The organism is Streptomyces lincolnensis (assembly GCF_001685355.1).
GTDB classification, from domain to species: domain Bacteria; phylum Actinomycetota; class Actinomycetes; order Streptomycetales; family Streptomycetaceae; genus Streptomyces; species Streptomyces lincolnensis.
Genome location: NZ_CP016438.1, coordinates 5,228,587 through 5,249,331 on the forward strand (window position 1 = coordinate 5,228,587; position 20,745 = coordinate 5,249,331).

At 68.9% G+C, this 20,745-nt stretch carries 21 protein-coding genes and 1 pseudogene; 8 read left to right on the forward strand and 14 right to left on the reverse strand.

Translation table 11 applies throughout. The features are described 5' to 3' along the window. Positions 1-141: 141 nt before the first annotated feature. Positions 142-960, forward strand: coding sequence for a GAF and ANTAR domain-containing protein (locus tag SLINC_RS23290; RefSeq protein ID WP_225988364.1), 819 nt, complete (start codon positions 142-144; stop codon positions 958-960). Between the two features lie 61 nt (positions 961-1,021). Here SLINC_RS23290 and SLINC_RS23295 read toward each other — a convergent pair whose 3' ends face one another. Next, positions 1,022-1,831 (reverse strand): hypothetical protein, encoded by an 810-nt coding sequence (locus SLINC_RS23295; RefSeq protein WP_067436450.1) that lies wholly within the window; start codon positions 1,829-1,831, stop codon positions 1,022-1,024. Between the two features lie 310 nt (positions 1,832-2,141). Here SLINC_RS23295 and thrS point away from each other — a divergent pair, with 310 nt between their 5' ends. From thrS to SLINC_RS23315, 4 genes are all read left to right on the forward strand, one after another. Then, the gene (gene thrS, locus SLINC_RS23300; RefSeq protein WP_067436453.1) at positions 2,142-3,353 is read left to right on the forward strand and encodes a threonine--tRNA ligase; all 1,212 of its coding nucleotides are present in this window, start codon (positions 2,142-2,144) and stop codon (positions 3,351-3,353) included. 85 nt (positions 3,354-3,438) lie between these two features. Beyond that, positions 3,439-4,401, forward strand: a complete 963-nt coding sequence (locus SLINC_RS23305; RefSeq protein ID WP_067436456.1) for a nucleoside hydrolase — start codon at positions 3,439-3,441, stop codon at positions 4,399-4,401. Between the two features lie 132 nt (positions 4,402-4,533). Then, a complete protein-coding gene (locus tag SLINC_RS50155) occupies positions 4,534-5,541 on the forward strand; it encodes an ArsR/SmtB family transcription factor (RefSeq protein WP_067436459.1) in 1,008 nt (335 codons plus the stop codon). Positions 5,542-5,655: 114 nt separating this feature from the next. Continuing rightward, positions 5,656-6,087, forward strand: a complete 432-nt coding sequence (locus SLINC_RS23315; RefSeq protein ID WP_079164678.1) for a hypothetical protein — start codon at positions 5,656-5,658, stop codon at positions 6,085-6,087. A gap of 170 nt (positions 6,088-6,257) precedes the next feature. On the opposite strand, the gene SLINC_RS23320 is transcribed toward SLINC_RS23315, so the two are convergent. From SLINC_RS23320 to SLINC_RS49420, 3 genes are all read right to left on the reverse strand, one after another. After that, positions 6,258-6,623 carry a hypothetical protein gene (locus SLINC_RS23320; protein ID WP_152039006.1) on the reverse strand — a complete coding sequence of 122 codons (366 nt, stop codon included), beginning with the start codon at positions 6,621-6,623 and terminating at the stop codon, positions 6,258-6,260. A gap of 633 nt (positions 6,624-7,256) precedes the next feature. Then, positions 7,257-8,051, reverse strand: a complete 795-nt coding sequence (locus tag SLINC_RS23325; RefSeq protein WP_067436468.1) for an ATP-binding protein — start codon at positions 8,049-8,051, stop codon at positions 7,257-7,259. Beyond that, positions 8,048-8,410, reverse strand: a complete 363-nt coding sequence (locus SLINC_RS49420; RefSeq protein WP_225988365.1) for a hypothetical protein — start codon at positions 8,408-8,410, stop codon at positions 8,048-8,050. Before SLINC_RS49420 ends, SLINC_RS23325 begins: the two co-directional genes overlap by 4 nt. Before the next feature lie 100 nt (positions 8,411-8,510). On the opposite strand from SLINC_RS49420, the gene SLINC_RS48065 reads away from it, so the two are divergent. Beyond that, positions 8,511-8,681, forward strand: coding sequence for a hypothetical protein (locus SLINC_RS48065; protein WP_159425355.1), 171 nt, complete (start codon positions 8,511-8,513; stop codon positions 8,679-8,681). Positions 8,682-8,823: 142 nt separating this feature from the next. Further along, positions 8,824-9,585 (forward strand): GntR family transcriptional regulator, encoded by a 762-nt coding sequence (locus SLINC_RS23335; protein ID WP_067436471.1) that lies wholly within the window; start codon positions 8,824-8,826, stop codon positions 9,583-9,585. Between the two features lie 639 nt (positions 9,586-10,224). Here the strand turns inward: SLINC_RS23335 and SLINC_RS23340 are convergent. Next, positions 10,225-10,881 carry a toxin glutamine deamidase domain-containing protein gene (locus SLINC_RS23340; RefSeq protein ID WP_159425356.1) on the reverse strand — a complete coding sequence of 219 codons (657 nt, stop codon included), beginning with the start codon at positions 10,879-10,881 and terminating at the stop codon, positions 10,225-10,227. A gap of 50 nt (positions 10,882-10,931) precedes the next feature. Then, a complete protein-coding gene (locus SLINC_RS23345; protein ID WP_170068259.1) occupies positions 10,932-11,417 on the reverse strand; it encodes an ADP-ribosylglycohydrolase family protein in 486 nt (161 codons plus the stop codon). On the opposite strand from SLINC_RS23345, the pseudogene SLINC_RS47390 reads away from it, so the two are divergent. Further along, positions 11,386-11,484, forward strand: a pseudogene (locus SLINC_RS47390) (IS5/IS1182 family transposase); the annotation flags it as partial. The gene SLINC_RS23345 and the pseudogene SLINC_RS47390 overlap by 32 nt on opposite strands. A gap of 14 nt (positions 11,485-11,498) precedes the next feature. On the opposite strand, the gene SLINC_RS23350 reads toward SLINC_RS47390, so the two are convergent. The 8 genes from SLINC_RS23350 to SLINC_RS23380 all read right to left on the reverse strand — a co-directional run bounded on the left by SLINC_RS23350 (position 11,499) and on the right by SLINC_RS23380 (position 20,521). Beyond that, positions 11,499-12,155 (reverse strand): hypothetical protein, encoded by a 657-nt coding sequence (locus tag SLINC_RS23350; RefSeq protein WP_067436480.1) that lies wholly within the window; start codon positions 12,153-12,155, stop codon positions 11,499-11,501. 187 nt (positions 12,156-12,342) lie between these two features. Further along, positions 12,343-12,864, reverse strand: a complete 522-nt coding sequence (locus SLINC_RS23355; RefSeq protein WP_067436482.1) for a hypothetical protein — start codon at positions 12,862-12,864, stop codon at positions 12,343-12,345. Next, positions 12,861-15,155 carry a DUF6571 family protein gene (locus SLINC_RS23360; protein ID WP_067436485.1) on the reverse strand — a complete coding sequence of 765 codons (2,295 nt, stop codon included), beginning with the start codon at positions 15,153-15,155 and terminating at the stop codon, positions 12,861-12,863. Before SLINC_RS23360 ends, SLINC_RS23355 begins: the two co-directional genes overlap by 4 nt. A gap of 10 nt (positions 15,156-15,165) precedes the next feature. After that, complete coding sequence (locus SLINC_RS23365; protein ID WP_067436487.1) at positions 15,166-15,648, reverse strand: hypothetical protein; 483 nt, start codon at positions 15,646-15,648, stop codon at positions 15,166-15,168. Positions 15,649-15,824: 176 nt separating this feature from the next. After that, positions 15,825-17,216 (reverse strand): type VII secretion-associated serine protease mycosin, encoded by a 1,392-nt coding sequence (gene mycP / locus SLINC_RS23370; protein WP_067436490.1) that lies wholly within the window; start codon positions 17,214-17,216, stop codon positions 15,825-15,827. A 23-nt stretch (positions 17,217-17,239) separates the two neighbouring features. Then, positions 17,240-18,790 carry a translation initiation factor IF-2 gene (locus tag SLINC_RS50160; protein ID WP_152039007.1) on the reverse strand — a complete coding sequence of 517 codons (1,551 nt, stop codon included), beginning with the start codon at positions 18,788-18,790 and terminating at the stop codon, positions 17,240-17,242. After that, positions 18,790-19,332 (reverse strand): hypothetical protein, encoded by a 543-nt coding sequence (locus SLINC_RS23375; RefSeq protein WP_310736454.1) that lies wholly within the window; start codon positions 19,330-19,332, stop codon positions 18,790-18,792. The genes SLINC_RS50160 and SLINC_RS23375 overlap by 1 nt, the downstream gene beginning before the upstream one ends. A gap of 244 nt (positions 19,333-19,576) precedes the next feature. Beyond that, a complete protein-coding gene (locus SLINC_RS23380) occupies positions 19,577-20,521 on the reverse strand; it encodes an LAETG motif-containing sortase-dependent surface protein (protein WP_067436493.1) in 945 nt (314 codons plus the stop codon). Positions 20,522-20,745: the final 224 nt, after the last annotated feature.

The following is a 20,745-nucleotide window of genomic DNA, read 5'->3' on the forward strand; positions in this document are numbered from 1 at the left end:
GGCCCTCTCGCCGGGCCGTCCCCGCGGGCCGTCCGCCCGCGTTTCGCCGGGCCTGCGAGGGGTAGTCGGGCGGGGCTCATGGAGGCCCATCACGGGACAGGCAGCTTGACAGCCGCGCTGCGATCGAAGGAGGCGAAGGCCGTGCGGCGGGACGACGGTGAGGGCGTCGCCGGCGGCGACCCCGGTCCCTGCGGCTCGGCGGGAGGCGAGACCCACCTGCCCGGACAGAACACCGACCGGGAACGCCGGTTCGACCCAGTGCGCCCGGCCGACCTGATCGCCGAGGAGACGCGGGGCGCTCCGCCCGCGGAGGTGCCCGGACGGCTGTGCGCGGCGGCGGTCAAGCTGCTTCCGGTGACCGGTGCGACCGTGTCGCTGTGCAGCGACGGCATGCCCGTCCAGCTCAGCTCCAGCAGCGAGAGGGCCGCTCATCTGGCGGAGGTCCAGGCCACCCTGGGCGACGGACCCTGCGTGCACGCCGCCGAGGCCGGTGTCCCGGTCCTCGCCTGCGACCTCACCGAGGGCCAGGACGCCCGCCGCTGGCCGGTCTTCGCCCAACAGGCGACGGCGGCCGGGGTACGGGCGGTGTACTCGATCCCGCTGGGCAGCGACAGCGTGTGCGTGGGCACGCTCGACCTGTACAGCGACACCCCCGGCGAACTCACCCACCGCGAACTGCGCACCGCACAGTTCGTGGCCAACGTCATGACGGTGGCCCTGATGGCCCTGCCGCACGAGGAGGAGAACGGCCGCCTGGGGGACGGGCCCTGGCTCAGCGGACTGGCCACCGACCACGACGAGGTCTACCAGGCGGTCGGCATGATCATGGTGCAGCTCGGCGTCGACGCGGACGAGGCGCTGGCCCGCCTGCGCGCCCACGCCTTCGCCCACAGCCGCACCGCCCTGGAAGTGGCACACGACGTGGTCTCCCATCGGAAGCGGTTCGGCCCCGACCGGTGACCCGCCCCGTCCGCCGCCCGTTCCCGCTCCCGTCCGCCGCCCTTTCCCGCCCCCGTCGGTGTCAGACCTGCACCCGGCCCGTCCTGCGGACCTCCGTCAGCCGCTGTGCTCCCAGCTGTACGGCGGCCTGGGTGACGTCGGCCGAGACCTCGCTGAGGCCGCCGTGGGTGAGACCGAGCGCGTCGTCGCCGACCCGGACGACCACGAGGTCCATGGTGAGCACGGTGGGTTCGCCCTCGGGCGTCTCGCCGGTCAGCACGACCCGCAGGCCCTGCCGGGCGTCCCCCACCTCCGGCAGGCCCGCGTCGACGACCTGGACGCCCTGCACATAGCCGGGGCCGGTGGTCGCCGTGAACCGCGCGCACTTCTGCGGCAGGGTCCTCAGCCAGGCCAGCGTGCGGTCCAGCTCCGCCGGGGGGCGGGTGATGACCTGGTGGCGCAGCTGGGACTCGTTCCACACGTCGTCTAGGCCGATGACCGCCCGCGCCGGGGTGTCCGCGCCGAAGGGTTCCTCGGCGTAGAGGGTGTCCAGCAGCCGCCGGCAGTCCGGCTGCCGGGTCGTCGCCTTCAGCAGCCCGTCGTGCCAGGTCGCGGCACCCTGCGTCGGCATCCACGGCTCCCCCAGATCGGCCTCCGTGACGAGCGCGGCCTGCGCCTGCGCCGCGGTGAGGGCGGCAGGGCCGGGCGGGGTGGCGGGCGCGCTCTTCTTGGGAGTGGGCGCGGCGGTCGTCGGGGCGTAGTCCGGCTTCTGGGCGGTGGGCGGGGTGGAGAGGGCGGAGCAGGCGGTGGTGGTGAGCAGGGCCGAGAGGGCGAGGACGGAGGCGCTGCGGACGCGGGGTACGGAGGCGGTGCGGACGCGGGGTGGGGCCATCGGGGTGCCTCCTGGAGGGTGCTTCAAGATCGGTGCGCCCTTTTACGGCACCACCGGGACGCGGCCTCCACCAGCGCTCCGGGCCGTCCGGGTTACCCGGCCCTCCGTAAAAGCGCTCGCGCCCGGCTCCGCCCCTCCGCTACCGTCCCCTCCATGCAGCGCGTGCCGTCACCCAACCCGTCTCTCACGACGACGCCGGAGAGTGTCCCGGCGCGCTGACAGCTGACGCAGTCCGAAGCCCCGGGGCGAGTGCCCCGGGGCTTCGTCGTTCCCGCTCCGGTCCCTCGCCCCCAGATCCGAGGAGACCCCCATGAACCCCCAGCACGACCACCGCCGCCTCGGCCGTGAACTCGACCTGTTCGACACCGACCCGCTGATGGGCGCGGGGCTGCCGTACTGGCTGCCCGACGGCGCCGTCGTACGGCACGAGCTGGAGGAGTACGTCCGGCAGGCGGAACGCGCGGCCGGATACCGGCACGTGTACTCGCCGGTCCTCGGCAAACGGGAGCTGTACGAGATCTCGGGCCACTGGTCCCACTACAGCGACGACATGTTCCCGCCGATGAAGCTGGGCGCGGAGGAGGTCGTCCTGCGCCCCAGCCTCTGCCCCCACCACGCCCTGATCTACCGCTCCCGCTCCCACAGCTACCGCGAACTACCCCTGCGTATGGCCGAGTTGGGCGGCATGTACCGCTCGGAGCTGTCGGGCGTGCTGGGCGGTCTGACCCGGGTCCGGTCGATCCAGCTCAACGACGCGCACATCTTCTGCACCCTGGAGCAGGCCGCCGGGGAGGCCCGCGCCGCCCTGGACCTGATCCGCCGCGCCTACGCCGATCTCGGCATCCGCGCCGCCCGGTACCGCCTGTCGCTGCCCGGCGAGGGCGGCAAGTACGTGGCCGACCCCGAGCTGTGGCGGCGGGCCACCGCACTGCTCGAAGAGGTGCTCCAGGGAGTGCCGTACGACGCCGTCGAGGGCGAGGCCGCCTTCTACGGCCCCAAGATCGACGTACAGATCACCGACCCCGCCGGCCGCGAGTCCACCCTGTCCACCGTCCAGATCGACTTCCACCAGCCCGAACGCTTCGACCTGCACTACATCGGCGCCGACGGGGCGAAACACCGCCCGGTCATGGTGCACCGCAGCATCATCGGCAGCGTCGAGCGGGCGGTGGCGCACCTCGTCGAGGAACACGGCGGCGCGTTCCCGGCCTGGCTCGCGCCCGTCCAGCTGGTGGTGCTGCCGGTGGCGGACGCCCAACTGGACCGGGCGCAGGAGGTCGTACGGCAGGCCCGTGCGCGCGGGCTGCGCGCGGAGGCGTACGGCCCCGGCGACGGCACCCTCGGCGCCCGGATCCGGGCCGCCCGGCTCGTGCCGTACCAGGCGGTGATCGGGGAGCGGGAGGCCGAGGGCGACGAGGCGGCCGTACGGCTGCGGGACGGCCGCAGGCCCGGAGCGGTCGCCGTGGACGGGCTGCTGCGGCGGATCTCGGACGTGGTCGGGGCTCACGGCGCCGAACTCTGACCGGCTGCGTAAGGTCACTGGCGGAAGCCCTGTTGAGAGCGGAAGCCTGTAGAGCGCGGACGCCTGTTGAGAGAGGAGCGTGGCCGTGACCGGTCAGCCCATCCCGGTGATCATCGACTGCGACACCGGTGTCGACGACGCCCTGGCCCTGCTGTTCGCCGTACGCCACCCCGGTCTCGACGTGCGCGCGGTGACCTGCGTGGCCGGGAACACCGACGTGGACGGTGTCGTCCGCAACACCCTGACCGTGCTGGAGCAGGCCGGAGCCGGGGACATCCCGGTCGCGCGGGGCGCCGAACGGCCGTTGCTCGAGCCGCTGCGCACGGCACAGCACGTGCACGGGCGGGACGGGATGGGCGACCTGGGCCTGCCCGCGCCGACCCGGGTCCCGGTCGACGTGGACGCGGTGACCCTGCTGCGGCACGAGATCCTCGCCTCCCCGCGCCCGGTCACGCTCATCCCCATGGCGCCCCTGACGAACATCGCCCTGCTGCTCCGTACGTACCCCGAGGTCGTCCGGAACATCGAGCGGATCGTGTTCATGGGCGGCGCGGTGGCCGTCGGGAACGCCACCCCGGTCGCCGAGTTCAACGTCTGGCACGACCCGGAGGCGGCCGCCGTGCTGCTCACCGCCGGCGTGCCGATCACCATGTACGGCCTGGACGTGTTCCAGCGGGTCCTCGTCCCGGCCGCCGACGTCCAGCGCCTGCGCGCCAGTTCGGAACCGGCCCTGCGCATGGCCGGCGAACTCCTCGCCCACCGCGACCCGGCGACCTCCGGCGACCCCACCCCCACCGGCGGTCTCGGTGACGCGGGCGCGGTCTGCGCGGTCGTCGACCCCGAGGGCATCACCACCGAACCCCTGCCGGTCGAGGTCTCCCTGGCCCCCGGCCCGACGCGCGGCCAGACGGTCGTCGACCGCCGCCCCGTGCCCGGCGAGTCAGAGATCCACGAGGGCAGGCGCGAACAGCCCCTGGTGGACGTGGCGTTGGAGGTCGACGTCGAGCGGTACGTGAAGCTGTGGCTGACGGTGGTGGAGGGGCCGTAGGAGGGCCGTAGGCGGGGCTGGGGAGCTCTGGTGTCGGCCCTCTTGCACCGGCTGGGCGGATCGGCCACTGTCAGGGGCGCTGCCACCGACCGATGACTGACCACCATCGGAGCCCCCACCTCGGAGACCCCCATGCTGCGGGTGCACTTCACCACCGACGACATCGCACGTGTCCGCGTAGCCGCCGCTCCCGACCCCCTGTGGGAGATAGCCAACAGTGTCCAGGCCCTCGTAGGGGACGACGGCCCCCTGATGTTCGGCGACTGGCGGCGGCTGGTACGGCCGCGGCTGCGCCCGGAGCACGGCCTGCTCACCACGCTGCTGCCGCCGCGGGGCTACTCACCGGACTTCCTGACCCCGGATCTCGGTGGTTCCGGCGGAGGCCTGGAGGGTGCGGTGGACACCGTTCTGCGCACCCCACGGGCCGTCCTGCGCCGGGACCTGACCAGGTTCGCCGCTTCGCCGCGCCGCTCACGGGCCCTGTCGTCCGGCATCCGGGCGGTGGCGGAGGGCGAGCGGGAGGCCCTGGCCCGCCTGGGCGGTACCTTCCACGACTACCACCGGCACGCCCTCGCCCCGTTCTGGCCGCACATCCGGGCACAGGTGGACGCCGACCGGGCCGTCCGCGTCCGGGCGGTCCTGAAGGGCGGTACGGACGGACTGCTGGCGAGCTTCCGTCCCGTACTGCGCTGGCGGCCGCCGGTGTTGGAGGCGGACTACCCGGTGGACCGCGAACTGCATCTGTCCGGCCGCGGTCTGCTCCTCCAGCCGTCCTTCTTCTGCTTCCGAAGACCGGTCACCCTCGCGGCCCCCGACCTGCCGCCCGTGCTCGTCTACCCCATACAGCACGTACTCGGCTGGGCCCGCCCCCAGGACTCCCCGGACTCCCCGCACCGCGGCACCGCCGAACTGAGCGCCCTCATCGGCCGTACCCGCGCCGCGATCCTCCAGGACGTGGTCACCGGCCGCACCACCGGCGAACTCGCCCTCCGCCTGGGCATCTCCGGCGCCGCCGCCAGCCAGCACACGGCGGTCCTGCGCCGGGCCGGCCTGCTGCTGAGCGTCCGCCGCAGCAGACACGTCCTGCACACGATCACCCCCGCGGGCCTCGCCCTGCTGGAAGGCGCGGCTTCCGTCTAAGCCAGGGCTTCAACGTGTGGCGGGGCGCGAAGGCCGCCGACACTGTGGGTCCCGACCAAGGCGCCACCGCTCTCAGGGGGTTGAGGAATGCGCGAAAAGCGCACCGTACGATCTGTGTGGGGCACGCTCGGCACACTGGCCTGTCTGACGGCGGCCGCGTTCGCCACGACGGCCCCGGCCCAGGCGGCCCCCGCCTCCGCTCCCGTGAGCGTCCAGGCGGCTGCGGCCGAGCCCCCGTCAGTCTGGCCGAAGCCGGCCAAGATCGTCCATGTCCCCAACGCCGCCGCCATCACCTGCGAGAGCGGCAACCTGTGCGTCGCGGCCTACGACGCCACGAAGGGCGACCACGTCGTCTACTACCTCTACTACTGCACCACCTACGAGCTGTCCAACTTCGTCGGCACCGGCTCCTACCGCAACCAGCAGACCGGCGGCGCCACCGCCCGCTTCTACGGCCAGAGCGGCAACCTCCTGACGTCCGTACCGGCGGGCGGCAGCAGCAACGCGTACAACTGGAACCCGGTCTGGTCGATCAGGAACTGCTGACGCGCTCCCTCGCCGATGCCCTCACCACCGGGAACCGTCTCGGTGGTGAGGGCTCGGACGTCCGGGCCGCGTCGGGCCGCGTCGGGCCGCGTCGGGCCGCGTCGGGCCGCGTCGGGACGGGTCGGGACGGGTCGGGACGGCGTGGACCGCTGTCGGATGTCGGACGCGCGTCAGCAGTCCCTGGACAGGGACGCCTTGATGCTCTCGGTGCCGTAGATGTACACCAGCCCGAACGTCGTCGTCGTTCCCGTGTTGCTGGTCCGGTAGCCGTCCTCGCCGTCCCGGATGTGCTTGAACTCGACCTTGACGCGGCAGCCGTCCGTCTTGAGATCGGTCAACCTGCCCTGGACCCCCTTGGAGTTCCCGTCCTGGCAGACCGAGTAGGTCACCTTCCCCCAGCCGTCCTTCGGAACGATCGAGTACCCACCCGCACACTTCCCCGCCGCGACGGCCGGCGCAGCGGCCAGCGCGCCCACCCCGGTCGCCACCAGAACAGCACTCCCCGCCAGCGCGGCGATGCGATGCCCAGCCCTCATCTGTGCTCCCCGTGTCGTCGCAGTCACCGATGCGCTTTGCCCCGGCGAATCATCCGCGGCAAGTCTGGCGGGGTTGCGTTGTGGGGTGTACCTGCAACGTTCCAGGGTCGGGAGGGGGGTGCATGGATCAGCGGCCCGTCCGGCCTCGGTTGCGCGAAGCTTAGGAGTACGGTCCTTAGGGATACGTTCCTAACGACTCGCAAGGGTTCCCATCCAGCGTCGGACAGGGCCGGAAAGGGCCGGACAGGCCACCAGGGGTCTTCGGTCGCGGTGCCGAAGGGGACGGTCGGCGTTGAGGCGGCTGTGGAGTTGTGGATGTCGTTTCGACGCGAGCCAGGGAATCGAACTTTCGTGCGCATAGGTGATGTCGTTCGAGGAAGTGCGTGTGGTGGCGGGGAAGAATGAGCTCATGTCGATATGCACGAAGTGCGGTGCCAGCAAGCGCAGTTGGCCCCGCTCCTGCTCCCAGTGCCGGTCCAAGTCGGATCGGACGGACGCTGCCGCAACCGCCGCCGATCTTGCTGTCGCGGGAGGATTGCTCAACTGGATCTGGCGAGGAGTCATGACAGTTGTGCGAGCGGTGCTGCGTACGGTCAACTGACTGGCCCCAGGGGACGCGGTCCGATCAGGAGTTCAGATCTCCGTGATCTCCGCGACCTCTGTGTCTTCCGCATCGACGGGTCGTGGATCGAGGCCGACCTCGGCCCAGACCGTGAGTTCACCGTCCGCCTGACGCGTTCCCCAGCGGTCGGCCAGCGTTCCGGTGATCAGCAGTCCACGTCCGCGTTCCTGCTCGGGCCGCGGCGGTGCGGCAGGCGCCACCGGCTTGCAGATGCCGCCCCCTTGGTCGGTCACACTGATCACGACCGCGTATGCGGAGAGCGCGCAGGTAACCGTGACCGTCCGACTCCCGCTGTGCTCCAGGGCGTTGGCGACGAGCTCTCCGGCGATCGTCTCCAGGTCGTCCGCCGTACTGGGTGGCAGGCCCCAGGCCCGGGTGACGTCGCGGACGTGCCGACGGGCGATGCCGGCGGAGGTGAGGTCGTGTCCTGGGAGGGCGAGCAGAGCGAAGGAGCCGGTGGGGCAGCGGGATGGATTCCCTCGCGCTTTTTGCACTCCGTCCGGCGGGACCACGGAGGGCTTCCCGGTCCGCAGACGGGCCCTCCGACAGGCGGCGATGAGCAGCGCGTCCTGCAACGCGTCGGCCAACTGCCATGTCAGTACGGCGAGTCCGCCGATGGCCCTTCCGTGCCCCGGGAGCATGCCCCGCGTCCGCTCCAGGAGCCGTCCCGCCAGCCCGAGTTGCACGTCCTCGACCCGGTCCGCGAGCCGGGAGACGATCCCGTCCCCGTCGGTGAGAAGCAGGCTGGGCTGCCCATGACTGCCGGTCCAGGGCAGGAGCCGTACGTGGTTGGCCTCGGTGTTCATGACGCGGCTCCCAGGACGGCGTGGATGTCACGGGTGTCGAGGTCGATGCCGTAGGTGGCACACCAGAGGGTGTCGCGGCGCAGGCGCTGGAGGCGGGCCTTCTCGCCTTCTTCGCGTTCGTGGGCGGTGAGGTAGGGGCGGATGAGGGGGCTTTCCGCGCCGTCGAGGGGCTCGTACCAGGGGCGGACCGTCGGGGCGATGGCGCGCGTTCGGCGCGAAGTGGGTGCGGTGCGGTCGCCGGAATCCGCAGGGTCTCTTAGAGGGATGACGCGTGACGACAGTGCCTTGATGCGGTGCTTTCCGCGTGGGACGAAGAGGGCGCGGACGCGGTCGAGAGCACGACTGATCGCGTAGGACATGGGGTCAACTCCGATCTCGACAGGCTGTTGTCGGGTTTTGTGCCACTCCGGCTCCAACGTCGACTTCGGCCCAGATGGCCGAGCGCTCCACGGTCACGTCATGGCCGTACCGGTCGGCCTCGGCGAGCGCGACGAGGAGGGCGCGTCGGCAGGTGTCAGTGAGGTGGGCGGGAAGGGCGATCCGGACGCGGATCCGGTCGGTGAACTCTTCGATGAGCGCTGTGTGCCCTGTCAGAACGCTGAGTTGGGCGGCCAATGCGACCGCTTTTGACTTCGCAGAACACACAAAGAATCCCCCTGTGACGCGATGGGCGCGGAGAGTAGTTCTACTTCAGTAGCTTTCACCTGATGCAGTAACTTGTCAATGTTGTTGGAAACCCCTGCCGCATCGCGGAGGAACCGGAGGGTCGCCCATGCCCCGAGAGGCGCCATACCTCGAAGTGGCCGACTCCCTGCGCGCTCGGATCCTTGCGGGAGAGTGGGCGGTGGGGTCTCGGCTCCCCTCCAGGGCACAGCTCGCCGATGAGTACGGCGTAGGCCGCAACGTGACACAACGAGCCATGGATCGCTTGATCATCGAAGGGTTGCTCGAAGGGCGCGCGGGATCGGGTACGTATGTCCGCAAGCCACGCGAGCGGATGCGTATGGTCCGCTCGCGGCATCGCGAACTCCGAGGCGGATCCCCATTCCGTGCCGACATGAAGGAGAGGGAGCAGGCCGGGACTTGGGAAGCACACAGTCAGGCCCGCGTCCCCGCCCCGGCGCCCATCGCGGAACGACTCGCCATTAGTTTGGGGGACCTCTGCGTAACCACTCGGTACGAGTTCCTGTCGGACGGCCGGCCGGTCCAACTCTCCGAATCCTGGGAGCCGATGGCCATCACGGACGGAACACCCATCGTGCTGCCTGAAATGGGCCCGCTGGCCGGCATGGGGGTCGTCGAGCGCATGCACTCCATCGGCGTACAGGTCGAAACGGCGGTCGAAGTACCGCGCCCTGCCAGGGCGACCCAGGCTCAGGCCAATCTGCTGGGTATCAGCGTGGGCGACTTGGTGCTGGAGATCGAGCGGACGTACTACGACAGCGACGGGCGCCCGGTGGAGACGGCAGACATCGTCGTTCCGGACGTGCGCTGGGAAGTGGCCTATGAGTTCGGTATCGACGGGGCCCAGTGACCTGAGAGGAGGGCCGTGTGAACGACGACGAGATCCGCGGGAGTTTTGACGGCCGTGGCCGTGTCGATCTACTGCTCGGTCTTACAACGGCCGCGAAACAGCACCGGATCGAGGAGATCGCCCACGCGTTTGGCTATCGCCTGCTCGCCACCCAGAACCTAGGCCGCGCCGGCGTCCGGCTCCTTTATGAACGCGATGACGACCCGCGTGCCCGCCGCCGTGCTGAACTGAGCGTCGCCCGACTACGGGCAGGCGGGCCCTTGTTGTCGGCGGTGGAGTCGCCCCCGCCCCCTCCACCAGGTCCGCCGCCCCCAGTCTCATCACAGCCCCGGCCCCGACAGCCCACCCGTCCGCCGTCGCCACCCCCACCGCCGTCTACGGTGGCTCCACCCCGACCCCGGTTTCCGCCCCCTCCAGTGGTCCCGCCACCTCCGCCCCCACCACCCCAATGGTTGTTCCAGGAGGACTGAGACTGCCACAGGCTCACGACAGTGTCGGTCTGCTCACTGATGCCCGACGCGGTTCAGCAGATGAATGAGCCGTCGCCGAAGATTGTCCAGGACTACCTGCCCTGTCACGTGCCGCCGAGCCAGCACTGGCCCCTGTCGACTGCTGACGCAAGTCCTCCGCCGGCTGCCGTCACAGCGGCCGACAAGATGCGTGTTCTGCAGGCAGTGCACGGAGCAGGACCAACTCCCGGACCATAGAAATGTCGAGCCGGGCGAGCGACGATGTTAGGCCGTCCAGCAGGACGACCTGCCCGTTGTTGTTGTGCGCGTATAGGAGGTTGCCGGTCGACTCGTGGCCGCCGATCTCCCTACGGACCCACACCACGCCTCGGGTGTCCGGGCCTGGCTCGGCAATGGCCTTGACCACGTCATCCCAGCTGTCGACGGGGATCCGAGTGAACTCGGAGAAATAGCGGTGCTTCAGCCGTGCCACCCAGCCGGGCGCTTCGTCGAACGGCTTCCAGGGCAACGGCACCGAGCGGGCACCGCTGATCGTGCTGTGCAGGGAGACCGTGCAGCCCCGGGCGTTGATCCGGCGGGACTGGCCCGCCACCCGGAGCGCCGCATCCTCGCGGGAGGCCGCCGAGACAAGGTCCCCGAGCGGGTCGCCCGGGGCCGGGTGGAACGGAGAACTGCCGTCCATGGGCACCACGATGGAAGCGGCCAGCATCGGCGTACGCGGATAGTGGGGCTGGGGCACGGTCCGGCATGCCAGCATCCACGCCGTGCCCGTCTCGTACACCGGATGCGGCGCGGCCAGTTCGACGAGGCCGGCGTAGATGGACATAAGCCAGGCCGTTGCCTGCTGAGCGGGGTTCGGCATCCCAGCCTTCCCGGTCACCCCGACCCACGGGTGCCGCGTGGACGGGAGGCTCCGAACGCCCCCGAGTCCCAGGGGGCAGCCAAGGGGCGGACCCGGTCGTGGTACTCGATCGCCCGGACCCAATCGGCCGGCCAGGCACGACCACCTTGCCATGCCCCGGCGAACGCGCCGGCCAGCGCCGCGATCGAGTCGGAGTCACCGGATGACCAAGCTCCCCGGCGCACCACGGTGAGGGGCTCGTCGGGAGCAAGGAGGAAGCAGTACAGGGAGGTCGCGAGTGCTTCCTCGGCGATCCAGCCCGCACCGGTCAGCTCGCAGGGGTCCCGGTCCGGATCTGGATCGCGCAGCGCCTCGGCGACCGTGTCCAGGGCGCGCAGGCATTCGTCCCACCCGTAAGCGATGAAGGCCGACGGTTCCTCGGCCCCCGCCCGGCGCGCCAGGTCTCCGAGCCAGTCGGAGTGGTATGTGTCCTGGAAGATCCTCCGTGACTGCCGGCTCAAGGGAGACGGCGTCCACCGCGCCATGCGCGGTATCGCCCGCCTGCACAATCTCAGCCTCGCTGGATAGGGCCGCGCTCGAACTCAGGCGGGTCCCGTCCCCGTATCCGCCAACGGGGGCGGGGTGTGCCGCGGCCACGGCCGGTCCACCTGTTCCGCCACAGCGGCTCGGAACGCTTCCAACAGGACGGATCCGGGATACGTCCCAAACGCGCTGTACTTCCAACGGTAGTAACACGACCAGTAGCTGACCACGCGCCGCTCTGTGCGTGCGAAGAAGGCCGGATTCCGAGCGATGAACTCCCCGTAGAGTCGGCGCTGGGCCGATCCCGGGGTGAAAAGGCCAGGAAGGCCCCGGCTGATGACCTCAAGGATCTCCAGCACGTACTCGCCGGCCAACCGCACGACGAACGGGGCCACCCACGGCTCGTTCGACGCCACGATCTGCTCAAGATGACGCTGACGGACCAGGCCATCGCTGTGCCTGGAGTACAGGCAGTGCAAGATCCCCTGCTGGGTTGCGGTCAGAGGCCGTTGCAGGTTGGCGGTCGGCTCCTCGTTGTAGATGCGCGAGGGGATGGCGACCGTTTCCCCCTGTACCTCGACCTCGAACGGCGGCACCGGCGCGAACCTGGTATCTGGCATGACGGCCAGCACGTCCTGCACGTCATCGGCAAGACGGGCCGGAAACGCCTCCGCCAGGACAGGCACGTCGTTCGACAGTTCCCGAGGTAGCTGCACAACACGAGGATAGGCAGCGAACCTTCCGCTCCATCAGCCGCCCACCTCAGGGTTGCGGGACAAGCCTTAGATCTTTCGCGAGGGTCCACCGACTCAGTCGGTGGACCCTCGCGAAAGATCTAGGTTGAAGATCTCTAAACCGGGAGCCCAGCCGCCGTTTCGCCCCAGCTCTCCAGGAGTGAGATTTTCAGGACTCGCAGGACAGGGTCTTCCGGTAGGCCTCGGAGAAGGCGGCGAGGAAACTTTGCATCTTGTCGCCGATTTCTTCTCCCTCGGGGTGATTCACCTCAACCTCGAACGAGAACCGCTCCGCCTTGTATTTGGGATTCTTGCAGTCAACGACTGTGAGAGCTCTACGCTCTCCGATCGCGAACTTGCCGCCCTCAGTGCTGTGAGTGTTGAACACCAGACTTTTCTCTGCTGCTTCCTTGGCGGTGGTACCGGCGGGCTGCCAGACCCCCTCCGTACTGAGTTCAACCTTGTCGTCAACCAGCACTTCGCAGAAATGGTGCGGGGATGTACTTTTCGACTCTTCATCGACGACTCGAATCTCATCCCCACTCGGGAGGAGGCTCTTGATGAGCTCGGACTTCACCTGTGCACCGCACAGTTCATCAGGCACTGCGTAGTTCTTTTCCTCGCCGGAGCATCCGGCGAGGAAAATCGTTGAGAGCGTGACGAGCCCAGCAATAGCTCTTCCCCTGATCATGATGCGTCTCCTGCACTCTCCATCGCGGCACCCGCCGTGTGTCCGTCGTCGGCGCCGTTAGCTGCCGAAGCCTTGAGATCACCGATCGTCTTGGGGTTCAGATCGCCGTTGCGTGTGGCTGCCTCAACTGCGGCCTTGACGGAATCCGACAGGGCGGAACGACCCTCGTGGTACGTCCGCGTCGCATCTCCTTCGGCCTGGTCCGACGAATCCCGTTGGATGCTGTCCATGACCGAGCCCTGGATGTCTTCGGAGGCCCAACCGACGACTGCGCCGACGATCGGAACTCGTGCAGTGGTCGTCTCGATTCCCATTCCGAGGATGCGGTCCACCCATTTCTGCTTGTCCGCAGCAGCATCGTTGAACTCTGTATCCGAGGCGGCGTGATAGTCGAGCACAGCGTCGGCCCGTGCCTCACTCATGATGCCCGCGATGATGCCACCGGGGCGTGTGGCATTGCGCAGCCGTTCGGCGTCCGAGACGGAAGAGTTACTGTCTCCGTTGATCACATCGTTGACGACGTTCGCTGTGTACGCCTGCTGGGCAGAGGTGATCGAGGCGTAGGCGTCTGGGTCTTGCCCGACTTCGGCCAGGAAGCGCTGTGCCGTGTCTGGCGCCAAATTCGCGGGCGAACCGAAGGACGGATACTGGCTTTCGTCGGCGTTTGCCAAAGTTCGTTGGAAATCGCCCATGTACTCGGCAGTGATGTCGCCGAGACTCCCGCGCATCGCGTACAGCGGGCCACTCTCCGCGTCTAGATCGCCGTTCTCGTTGTGCCGGATGAGCTCAGGGTTGCGGCCGAACTTCTCGACGATGTCCTGCATGAGTGCTGCCCTCTCCGGCTCGTGCCGGATCGCATCACCAGTGGCGTCGCTGTCATACGGCCGTCCCGTCGTCGCCGCCTCAAGAGCGTGGCCGAGGGCTTCCGGCCCATAGCCGAGGGCGTTCTTCGTCTTGTCCTCGTCGGCCAGGACGTTTGTGTCATTGGTGTCAACTGTCCACTCGAAGTCCTTGTCGGTGAACAGGTCGAGGTACTTGTCGAAGCCGAGGGTGCCGCCCTTCTTCTCAGTGCCGTCCTCGTTGTACGCGGTCGGCGGCTGGGTGAAGAACTTCTCGGCGGCCTCAGGGCTGTGGCCGAGGGCTTCCAGGACGCTGTTGAGAGGGTCGTTTCCGGTGCCCAGCTTGCCTGATGGGTTGAATCCGTAGGTGTCCTCCTGCCCCATGGGCTTGTTGTGGAGGAAGAAGTGCGGATCTTTCTTGTGTAGTTGGGTGACGTGCTCGGCGATGGGGGTGAGGAACTTGGAGTCGTAATTGCCGTAGCGCAGCAGGCCGCCGAGGACCTGATAGCCGTACGGCTTGTTCATCTGGCCCTTCTCCCACCCGATCTCCTGCGTGCCGAGACGCCGGAAATCGTCTCCCCAAGTGCTGGGCAGATGGTGTTCGGTGCCTGGGTCCGTGGCCTTGGCCAGCGCGTACCCCATGTTCCTCTGGAGGTCCTGCACAGCGTCGAGGCGCGTCTTGGTCGCGTCCGCGTCGGTGCCGTCGATGGACATCTCGGCGTAGAACTCGAGCGTCTTCTGGGGTCCACCGAGCCCTTTGTAGAACTCAGTCGCGAACTCACCGTTCTTCTCTCGGCCGTTCCACTGCATCAGCCGGTTGAACTCGGCCAGTTCCTTGTCTGTCATCTGGTCGCCCTTACGGGCGAGTTCGAGTGCGCGGTCCGCCTGGGCATCGTTCAGGGACCCGTACGAGCTGTGCCCGGCGTTGTTCGGGTCGCCGCCGTGGCTCTTGCGCAGGGCTCGGGCCACCGATGCGTCGATCTCCCAGGCGTGGGAGAGGATCCGGCTGATGCGGCCCTCCAGCTCCTGCCGGGCCTCGATCTCTTCCTGGGTGTGCGCGTCGCCGGTGGTGCGGTCGTGTGGGTAGACGCAGCGGACCGTGCCGTCGCCGTAGTCGTCGACGCGGATTCCCCGGTTCCTGACCTCTTCGTGCGCGGTCTTGATCTGCTTCTGGAGTGAGACCAGTTCCGTGTGGGCGTCGTCGAGGACCTGGTAGATGCTGTTCGCCTCGGTGTGGAGGTCGGCGATCTCCTTCGTGGTCTTGTTCACGAAGTCGCGTGTCACCGTGGCGTTGGCGCCGGCCCACCGGGCCTTGTCGGACTTGGCCTTCATGCCGTCTCGGGCGTTCTCCGCCGCGGTCTTGAGCTTGCCTGCGGTGCTCTTCCAGTCGGAGACGGCGGTGCCGAGCTTGCCGAGGTCCGCCTCGACCAGATCCATGTACTTGATGGTCACCGGTCGGCTCCTACTTGAAGTACTTGCTGATCTCGGACACGGACTGGGCGGAGCCGTCGCGGCGACTGACCACGGCCGCGATGTCGTCGTCGTCCTTGGCGTGCTGCTTCTTGCTGTAGTCGAGGTGGTTGGAGATGTGCGCGCAGGCCTGGAGGACTGTCTTGGCCTGGGATGTCCAGATCTCGACTGTCAACTCCAGGGCGCTGCCCATCTCGAAGCCGTGCGACTTCAACGCGGCAGCGGCCTGCATCGTTGACCCGGCACCGCCCTTGTCGGGGTTCGCGCCAGCGATGTCCGTCCCTGTGCGGAGGTCTTCGTAGAGGGTGTGCGCCTCATGGCCGACGGCGCCGAGGTCGTCCTGGTTGACCACCAGATCACCGGAGGCACCAGCCCTGCCTCCGCCGCCGTCTGCGGCAAGCTGGTTGAGTTGCATGTGCGTCGAAGTTCTCTGGGCCGACTCGGCCTTGAGCTGCTCCCACTCGTCCCAGGCCATGCCCCGAGCCCTCCCGTGACCCTCGTGCCGCGTCGGCTGGTCGTGGCTGATCGCGGCGGTTCTTACCAGCGCCTCAACTTACCAACGGTGAGCGACGGCTTGATCACTCAGGCGTCACTTCCCGTCAATGCTTCACAGCTGTCTCGCCCGTGCGTGAGTGGTTCCGCAGCCGGTGCTTACTGGTGAGGGCCCGGCCCTTGCTGGGGGTGTGGCTGCGAGTTCCCGCCGTGCCAGGTCGGTGGTGCTTGTGCACTGCCGGGCGTCGGGTAGGGCGGTTGAGTCGGGTGAGCCGGGTGCGGATACGGGCCGCCGGGGTGGGGTGGCTGCTGAGCCGGGGCTGCTTGCGGTGACGTGGCCGACCGTCGGCGTACGACTACGAAGGTGACCAGTGCTCCGACGAGCACCACTGCGCCGACTGACCCCAGCACAGTCCAGAGTGCGGAGTTGTCGTCCGAGTTCTCCGCCTTGGCCGTGTCAGAAGCTGATGCGTCGCCTGTATCCGGAGCGGAGGTGCTGGGAGCGGGTGATGTGGCTGCCGCGGCTGCCAAGTCCGGGAGCGGGTACTTGTTCGCCGGGCCCGGGTCGCCCGGGTTCTGCAATGCGATGCGGGGGCGGACGATGCCGTAGCCGATGGCGTCGTTGCGCTTCTTGCCGTCTGTGGGGGCGCCGATGGTGTTCAGCATGACGCGGAGGACCTGGTTGTTGGTCCAGGTGGGGTGCTTGGACCAGATGAGGGCGGCGCTGGCGGAGGCGAGGGCAGTGGCGTCGCTGGTGCCGTGGGTACGGCAGAGGCCGGTTTCGCTGCCACAGGCCGCGACCATGTCCTCGCCGGGTGCGGCCATATCCACCTGCGGGCCGTACTCGGACTCGGCGGTTCTGCGGAGATTCTTTCCCACGGCCGCGACGCCTACGACGCCTGGGGTGGCCGCCGGATACATCACCTCATTGGCCTTGTTCCCGCTGTTTCCTACACCGGCGAAGAGCAATGCCCCTTTGTCGAGGGCGTACTCCACTGCTTCAGTGACACGTGGTGAACCTTCCGATGCGGCCTGCGAGATGTTGATGACCTTCGCGCCTGCATCGGCGGCGTAGCGGATCGCTGGTGCGAGCGCTTCGTTGAAGATTCTGTTTCCCTCAGCCTCGTTGGCCGCCGTGCCGCTCTTGGGTAGACGGACCGGAAGGATCTTGGAACCTGGGGCAAGTCCGAAGGCACCGTTCCCACCGTCGTACGCGCCCGTTCCGGCGATGAGGCCGGCCATGCCCGTGCCGTGGCCTTCGTAGTCGGTGTGCTCGTCTCCGGACTGGTCGGTGGCGAAGTCCTTGCCCTTGAGGATTTGTCCCTCCAGGTCGGGATTGCTGGGGTCGACTCCGGTGTCGATGACGGCGACCGTGATGCCCTTGCCGGTGCTGGTCTGCCACATCTGCTCGGCCTTCATGGCGTCGAGGAACCACTGCTTCTCGCGGGTCGACGCTTGGGCCGGCGTGCCTGCGGCGCCCACCAGCAGCAGGCCGAGGGCCGCCGCTGCCGCGGCACGGCGGCCTCTGTATCGAGTGCTGCTGGTGCGCATGAACGTAGCTCTCTCTAGTCCTGCTATTCCTGGGTACGACGGTCGATGACCGGTGGTACAGCTGGACGATTGCCCTGTCGCCAGGTCTCCTCGTCCTCGACCACGCCATATGGTCGCCCGTTGCCGTTGTCTGCTCTCCTTGCGGGGGTCTGACGAGAGGCACCGGTGCTGCCGCCACCATGCCCCTCACCCTGGCGCCCGGCGCTGGACGTGCCGCCCACGACGCCGCGGCCCCCTGTGCCGGGACCGGCCGCGGTGCCGGGGGCGCCAGTTTTGGCCCCCGTCGTTCCCGCACGTCCCGGCTGCTGGGGACGGAGGCTGCTCGCACCGGCGTTCGGGAGGGGACGGCCGCCGACGACGCCACCGTTTGAGACCGAGGGACGACGACCAGGCGTCTGGCCCTGCTGGCCCACCATGCGGCCGCCTGGATTCGTGGAACCGCCGGTCGGGCCCATCGGGCCGCGCGGAGCTGTCCCCTCTCCGCCTACGACGGTTCCGCGAGGGATGCCCGTCGACCTGTCGGGGGACTGTGGAATAGGGCGACCGCCGACGATGCCGTTGCCGCTTCCGCCCCCTGGCATGCGTGCGGGGTTCGCCGTTGCGCTTTGCCCGGGTTGGAAGGGCATCCTTCCCGTGACAGGAGACCGTCCCTGCCCTGTCGGGCTCTTGCTGACGGGGGTGCCGAACGCCGGAGGAACCGTGCCGGTCTGAGGCGTCGGACCGCCTTTCACCTGGTCAGGACCGGGCAGAGGCTCTGGCACGGCATGCGGGGTCGGCGTACGTGGAAGCAGAGTGTCGACGGAGTCGATACCCATTCGGGTGGGCTGATCCACGTCCACCTGCGGACGGCGTTCAGTCGGTGTGCCGCTCGGGGACAGCCGTGGGTCGGGAGCGCCAGAGGAACCCTCTCGGGCAGGCACTGAGGTCGCGGACGACGTAGCTCCGGGGGAGCTGCTGGATCGGGCCTCGGCCGTGCCGGAGTGGACGTCCAACCTGGGATCAGGCACAAACGCCGCCGGCGGCGGCGGAAACTTAGGTCTCTCCAGCGCCCCCATCTGTGCCGAAGACACCTGATACGACTGCCCCAGCTTCCGCATCTGCGCGGCAGCCTCAAGGCGGACCTTCTCCCGGTTCGCCGCCAGTGCCTCCAGTTCGCTGCGGGACTTCGCGCTCACCGCTGCCGCGTCCGGATCGTTGCGTGCGGTGGTCGCCGCTGCGAGGTTCGCTTTGGCGCTCGGCATGTCGCGCGGGATGGAGGACTGGGCCACGGCGATGGCGCCGGAGGCCTGGCTGAGCCACTTGGCCGCGTCCTCGCTGAAGTCGCCCAGGCGGAGGGTGGAGTTGGCGAGGTCGCCGGTCCAGGTGCGGAAGGCGTCGGCGCCGTCGCCCTTCCATTCCACGTACTGGGGGCGGACCTTGAGCTCGTCGGCGATCTTGCGGATTTCCTTGGCGGCGGCGATGAGGCGGTCGGCCGCGGCCTGGACGGTGCCGGCGTTGGCCTGGTCGAGCCAGGCCAGCATCTGTTCGTGGCTCATGTTCTCGAAGGGGGTGCCGCCGGGGCCTTGGGCCGGCATCAGATCGAGCCTCCCGCGTCGCCACCAGACGGGGCCTTCGGCGCACCCGCCGTACCCGCGCCGTTCGCGTTGCCCGTGCGCGCCACCTCGGGGTCGTACGCCCCGCCGTAGTGCTTCGTCGTCTCCGTGCTGATCGCGACCATGCGGTCGCGGACGTCGGTGTCGATGTTCTGGTAGCCCTTGTGGGAGGCGAGGACGGCGATGCTCATGCCCTCCATGGAGTCGGACAGGAGCTTCGACAGTGTTTCGAGCTCGCCTATCACCGTCTCGTACGCGCCGTGCAGGCCGGCCGCCTCCGCCCACGCGCCGTCGCCGCCGCCGAGCTGCTGGCGTACGAGCTGATCCTGGGCGACTTTCTCCGGGCCCGCGTCCGAGCCCTTCAGGTCGCGGATCAGTTCGTCGATGCGCTGCTGGAACTTCGTGAAGGAGGCGTACTCCGCGGCCACCGCGGACGCGGCACCGGCAGCGCTTTGTGCGGCGTCGAATATGCCGGAGAACCATGAAGCTCCCGACGCCGACCCGCTGTCGCTGTCACTGGGCAACACCCGTGTCCTCCCCCGTACACCACACCACCGGCAGTCAACGATTCATAAGTAACTCTAACTACCAGCGGTGACAGGCCACACCCGGCCCGTTGTCACGGCGTGTGGTGTTTCCGGCCAACTTCGTGGCATGCAGAAGAGGCACGCGAAAGGGCCGCCCGCGCTCAAACCGGCGGGCGGCCCCAAGAGCCGAAAAAGGCTCAGGCCTAGAAGGCTCAGGCCGAAAAGGCCCAGTACGCGTCGATCAGGACCGCGTCGCCTTCCGGCGCCGCGTCATCACCACGATGCCCGCGCCGCCCGCGAGCAGCACCGCCGCGCCGATGGCGATCGGGCCGGTGGAGCTGTTGGCGCCGGTCTCCGCGAGGTCGCCGCCGCCACCGTTGGGGCCGGGGGCCGGAGGGGTGGTGGAGGTGGAGGCGGTCGGGGTGGAGGGGGTCTCCGAGGCCGGCGGCGTGGTCTCGTCGGCCGGGGGCGGGGTCTCGGAGGCGGGCGGGGTGGTTTCCGAAGCCGGCGGGGTGGTCTCGTCGGCGGGCGGCGGGGTCGTCGCCGGCGGGGTGGAGGCCGGGGGCGTCTCCGTGGGGGCGCAGAACTTCGTGCCGCCGTTCCAGGCCGCGATCAGCTTGTCCTTGATGACCGGGCGGTCCGGGCCCTTGGGAAGGTCGCCGTGCTGGAAGCCGTCCTGCGCGTCGAGCTTGCCGTCGAACTTCACGGCGCCGCGGTAGAGGTCGATCTGCGCGAAGCAGCCGGCGTCGGGGACGGAGACGTCGAGCGAGTCGGTCTGGCCGGGCTTGACCGTCACGGTGTCGAAGTCGACGAAGACCTGCTCGCCCGAGGTGGCGAACGTCGGACCGTGGGCGAGGTAGGAGGCCAGGGAGGCGGTGCAGGTGGAGGCGTCACCGGCGGTGCGGACCTTGACGTGGACCTTGCCGTCGTCGGTGGGCTTGAGGTTCTGGTCGTCGACCTTGACCGAGTCGTAGAAGTTCGAGCCGTCGAGGGAGAACTGGCAGCGGTCGGTCACGGTCTCCGTGCCCGCGCCCGTTCCCGGCTTGTAGTGGCCGCCCGACTTCCAGCCGTCGCCGCCGGGGGTGCCGGTCGCCCAGGAGGTCGGGGCGGAGACGGAACAGAGGACGAGCGCCGCGGCGCCCGTCCCCAGCAGGCGGCGCGCGGTGACACGTCTAGCTATGGACATGCGGATCCCATTCGGAGGTGTGAGGGGTGACATGTGCCGCCAAGGGCACACAAAACACAGCGAAGACAAAGAGCAGACAGAAAACTCAGAGATCACCGGGCTCATCGGTCACATGCGCCACGGTGTTCGGACATCGTGGATCTTCGGCCGGAACGCTGTCAACCAGCGAAGATGCAGAGGTAGTTCAAGAGGCCATCACAATTTCGTCACACGAGGAATGAACC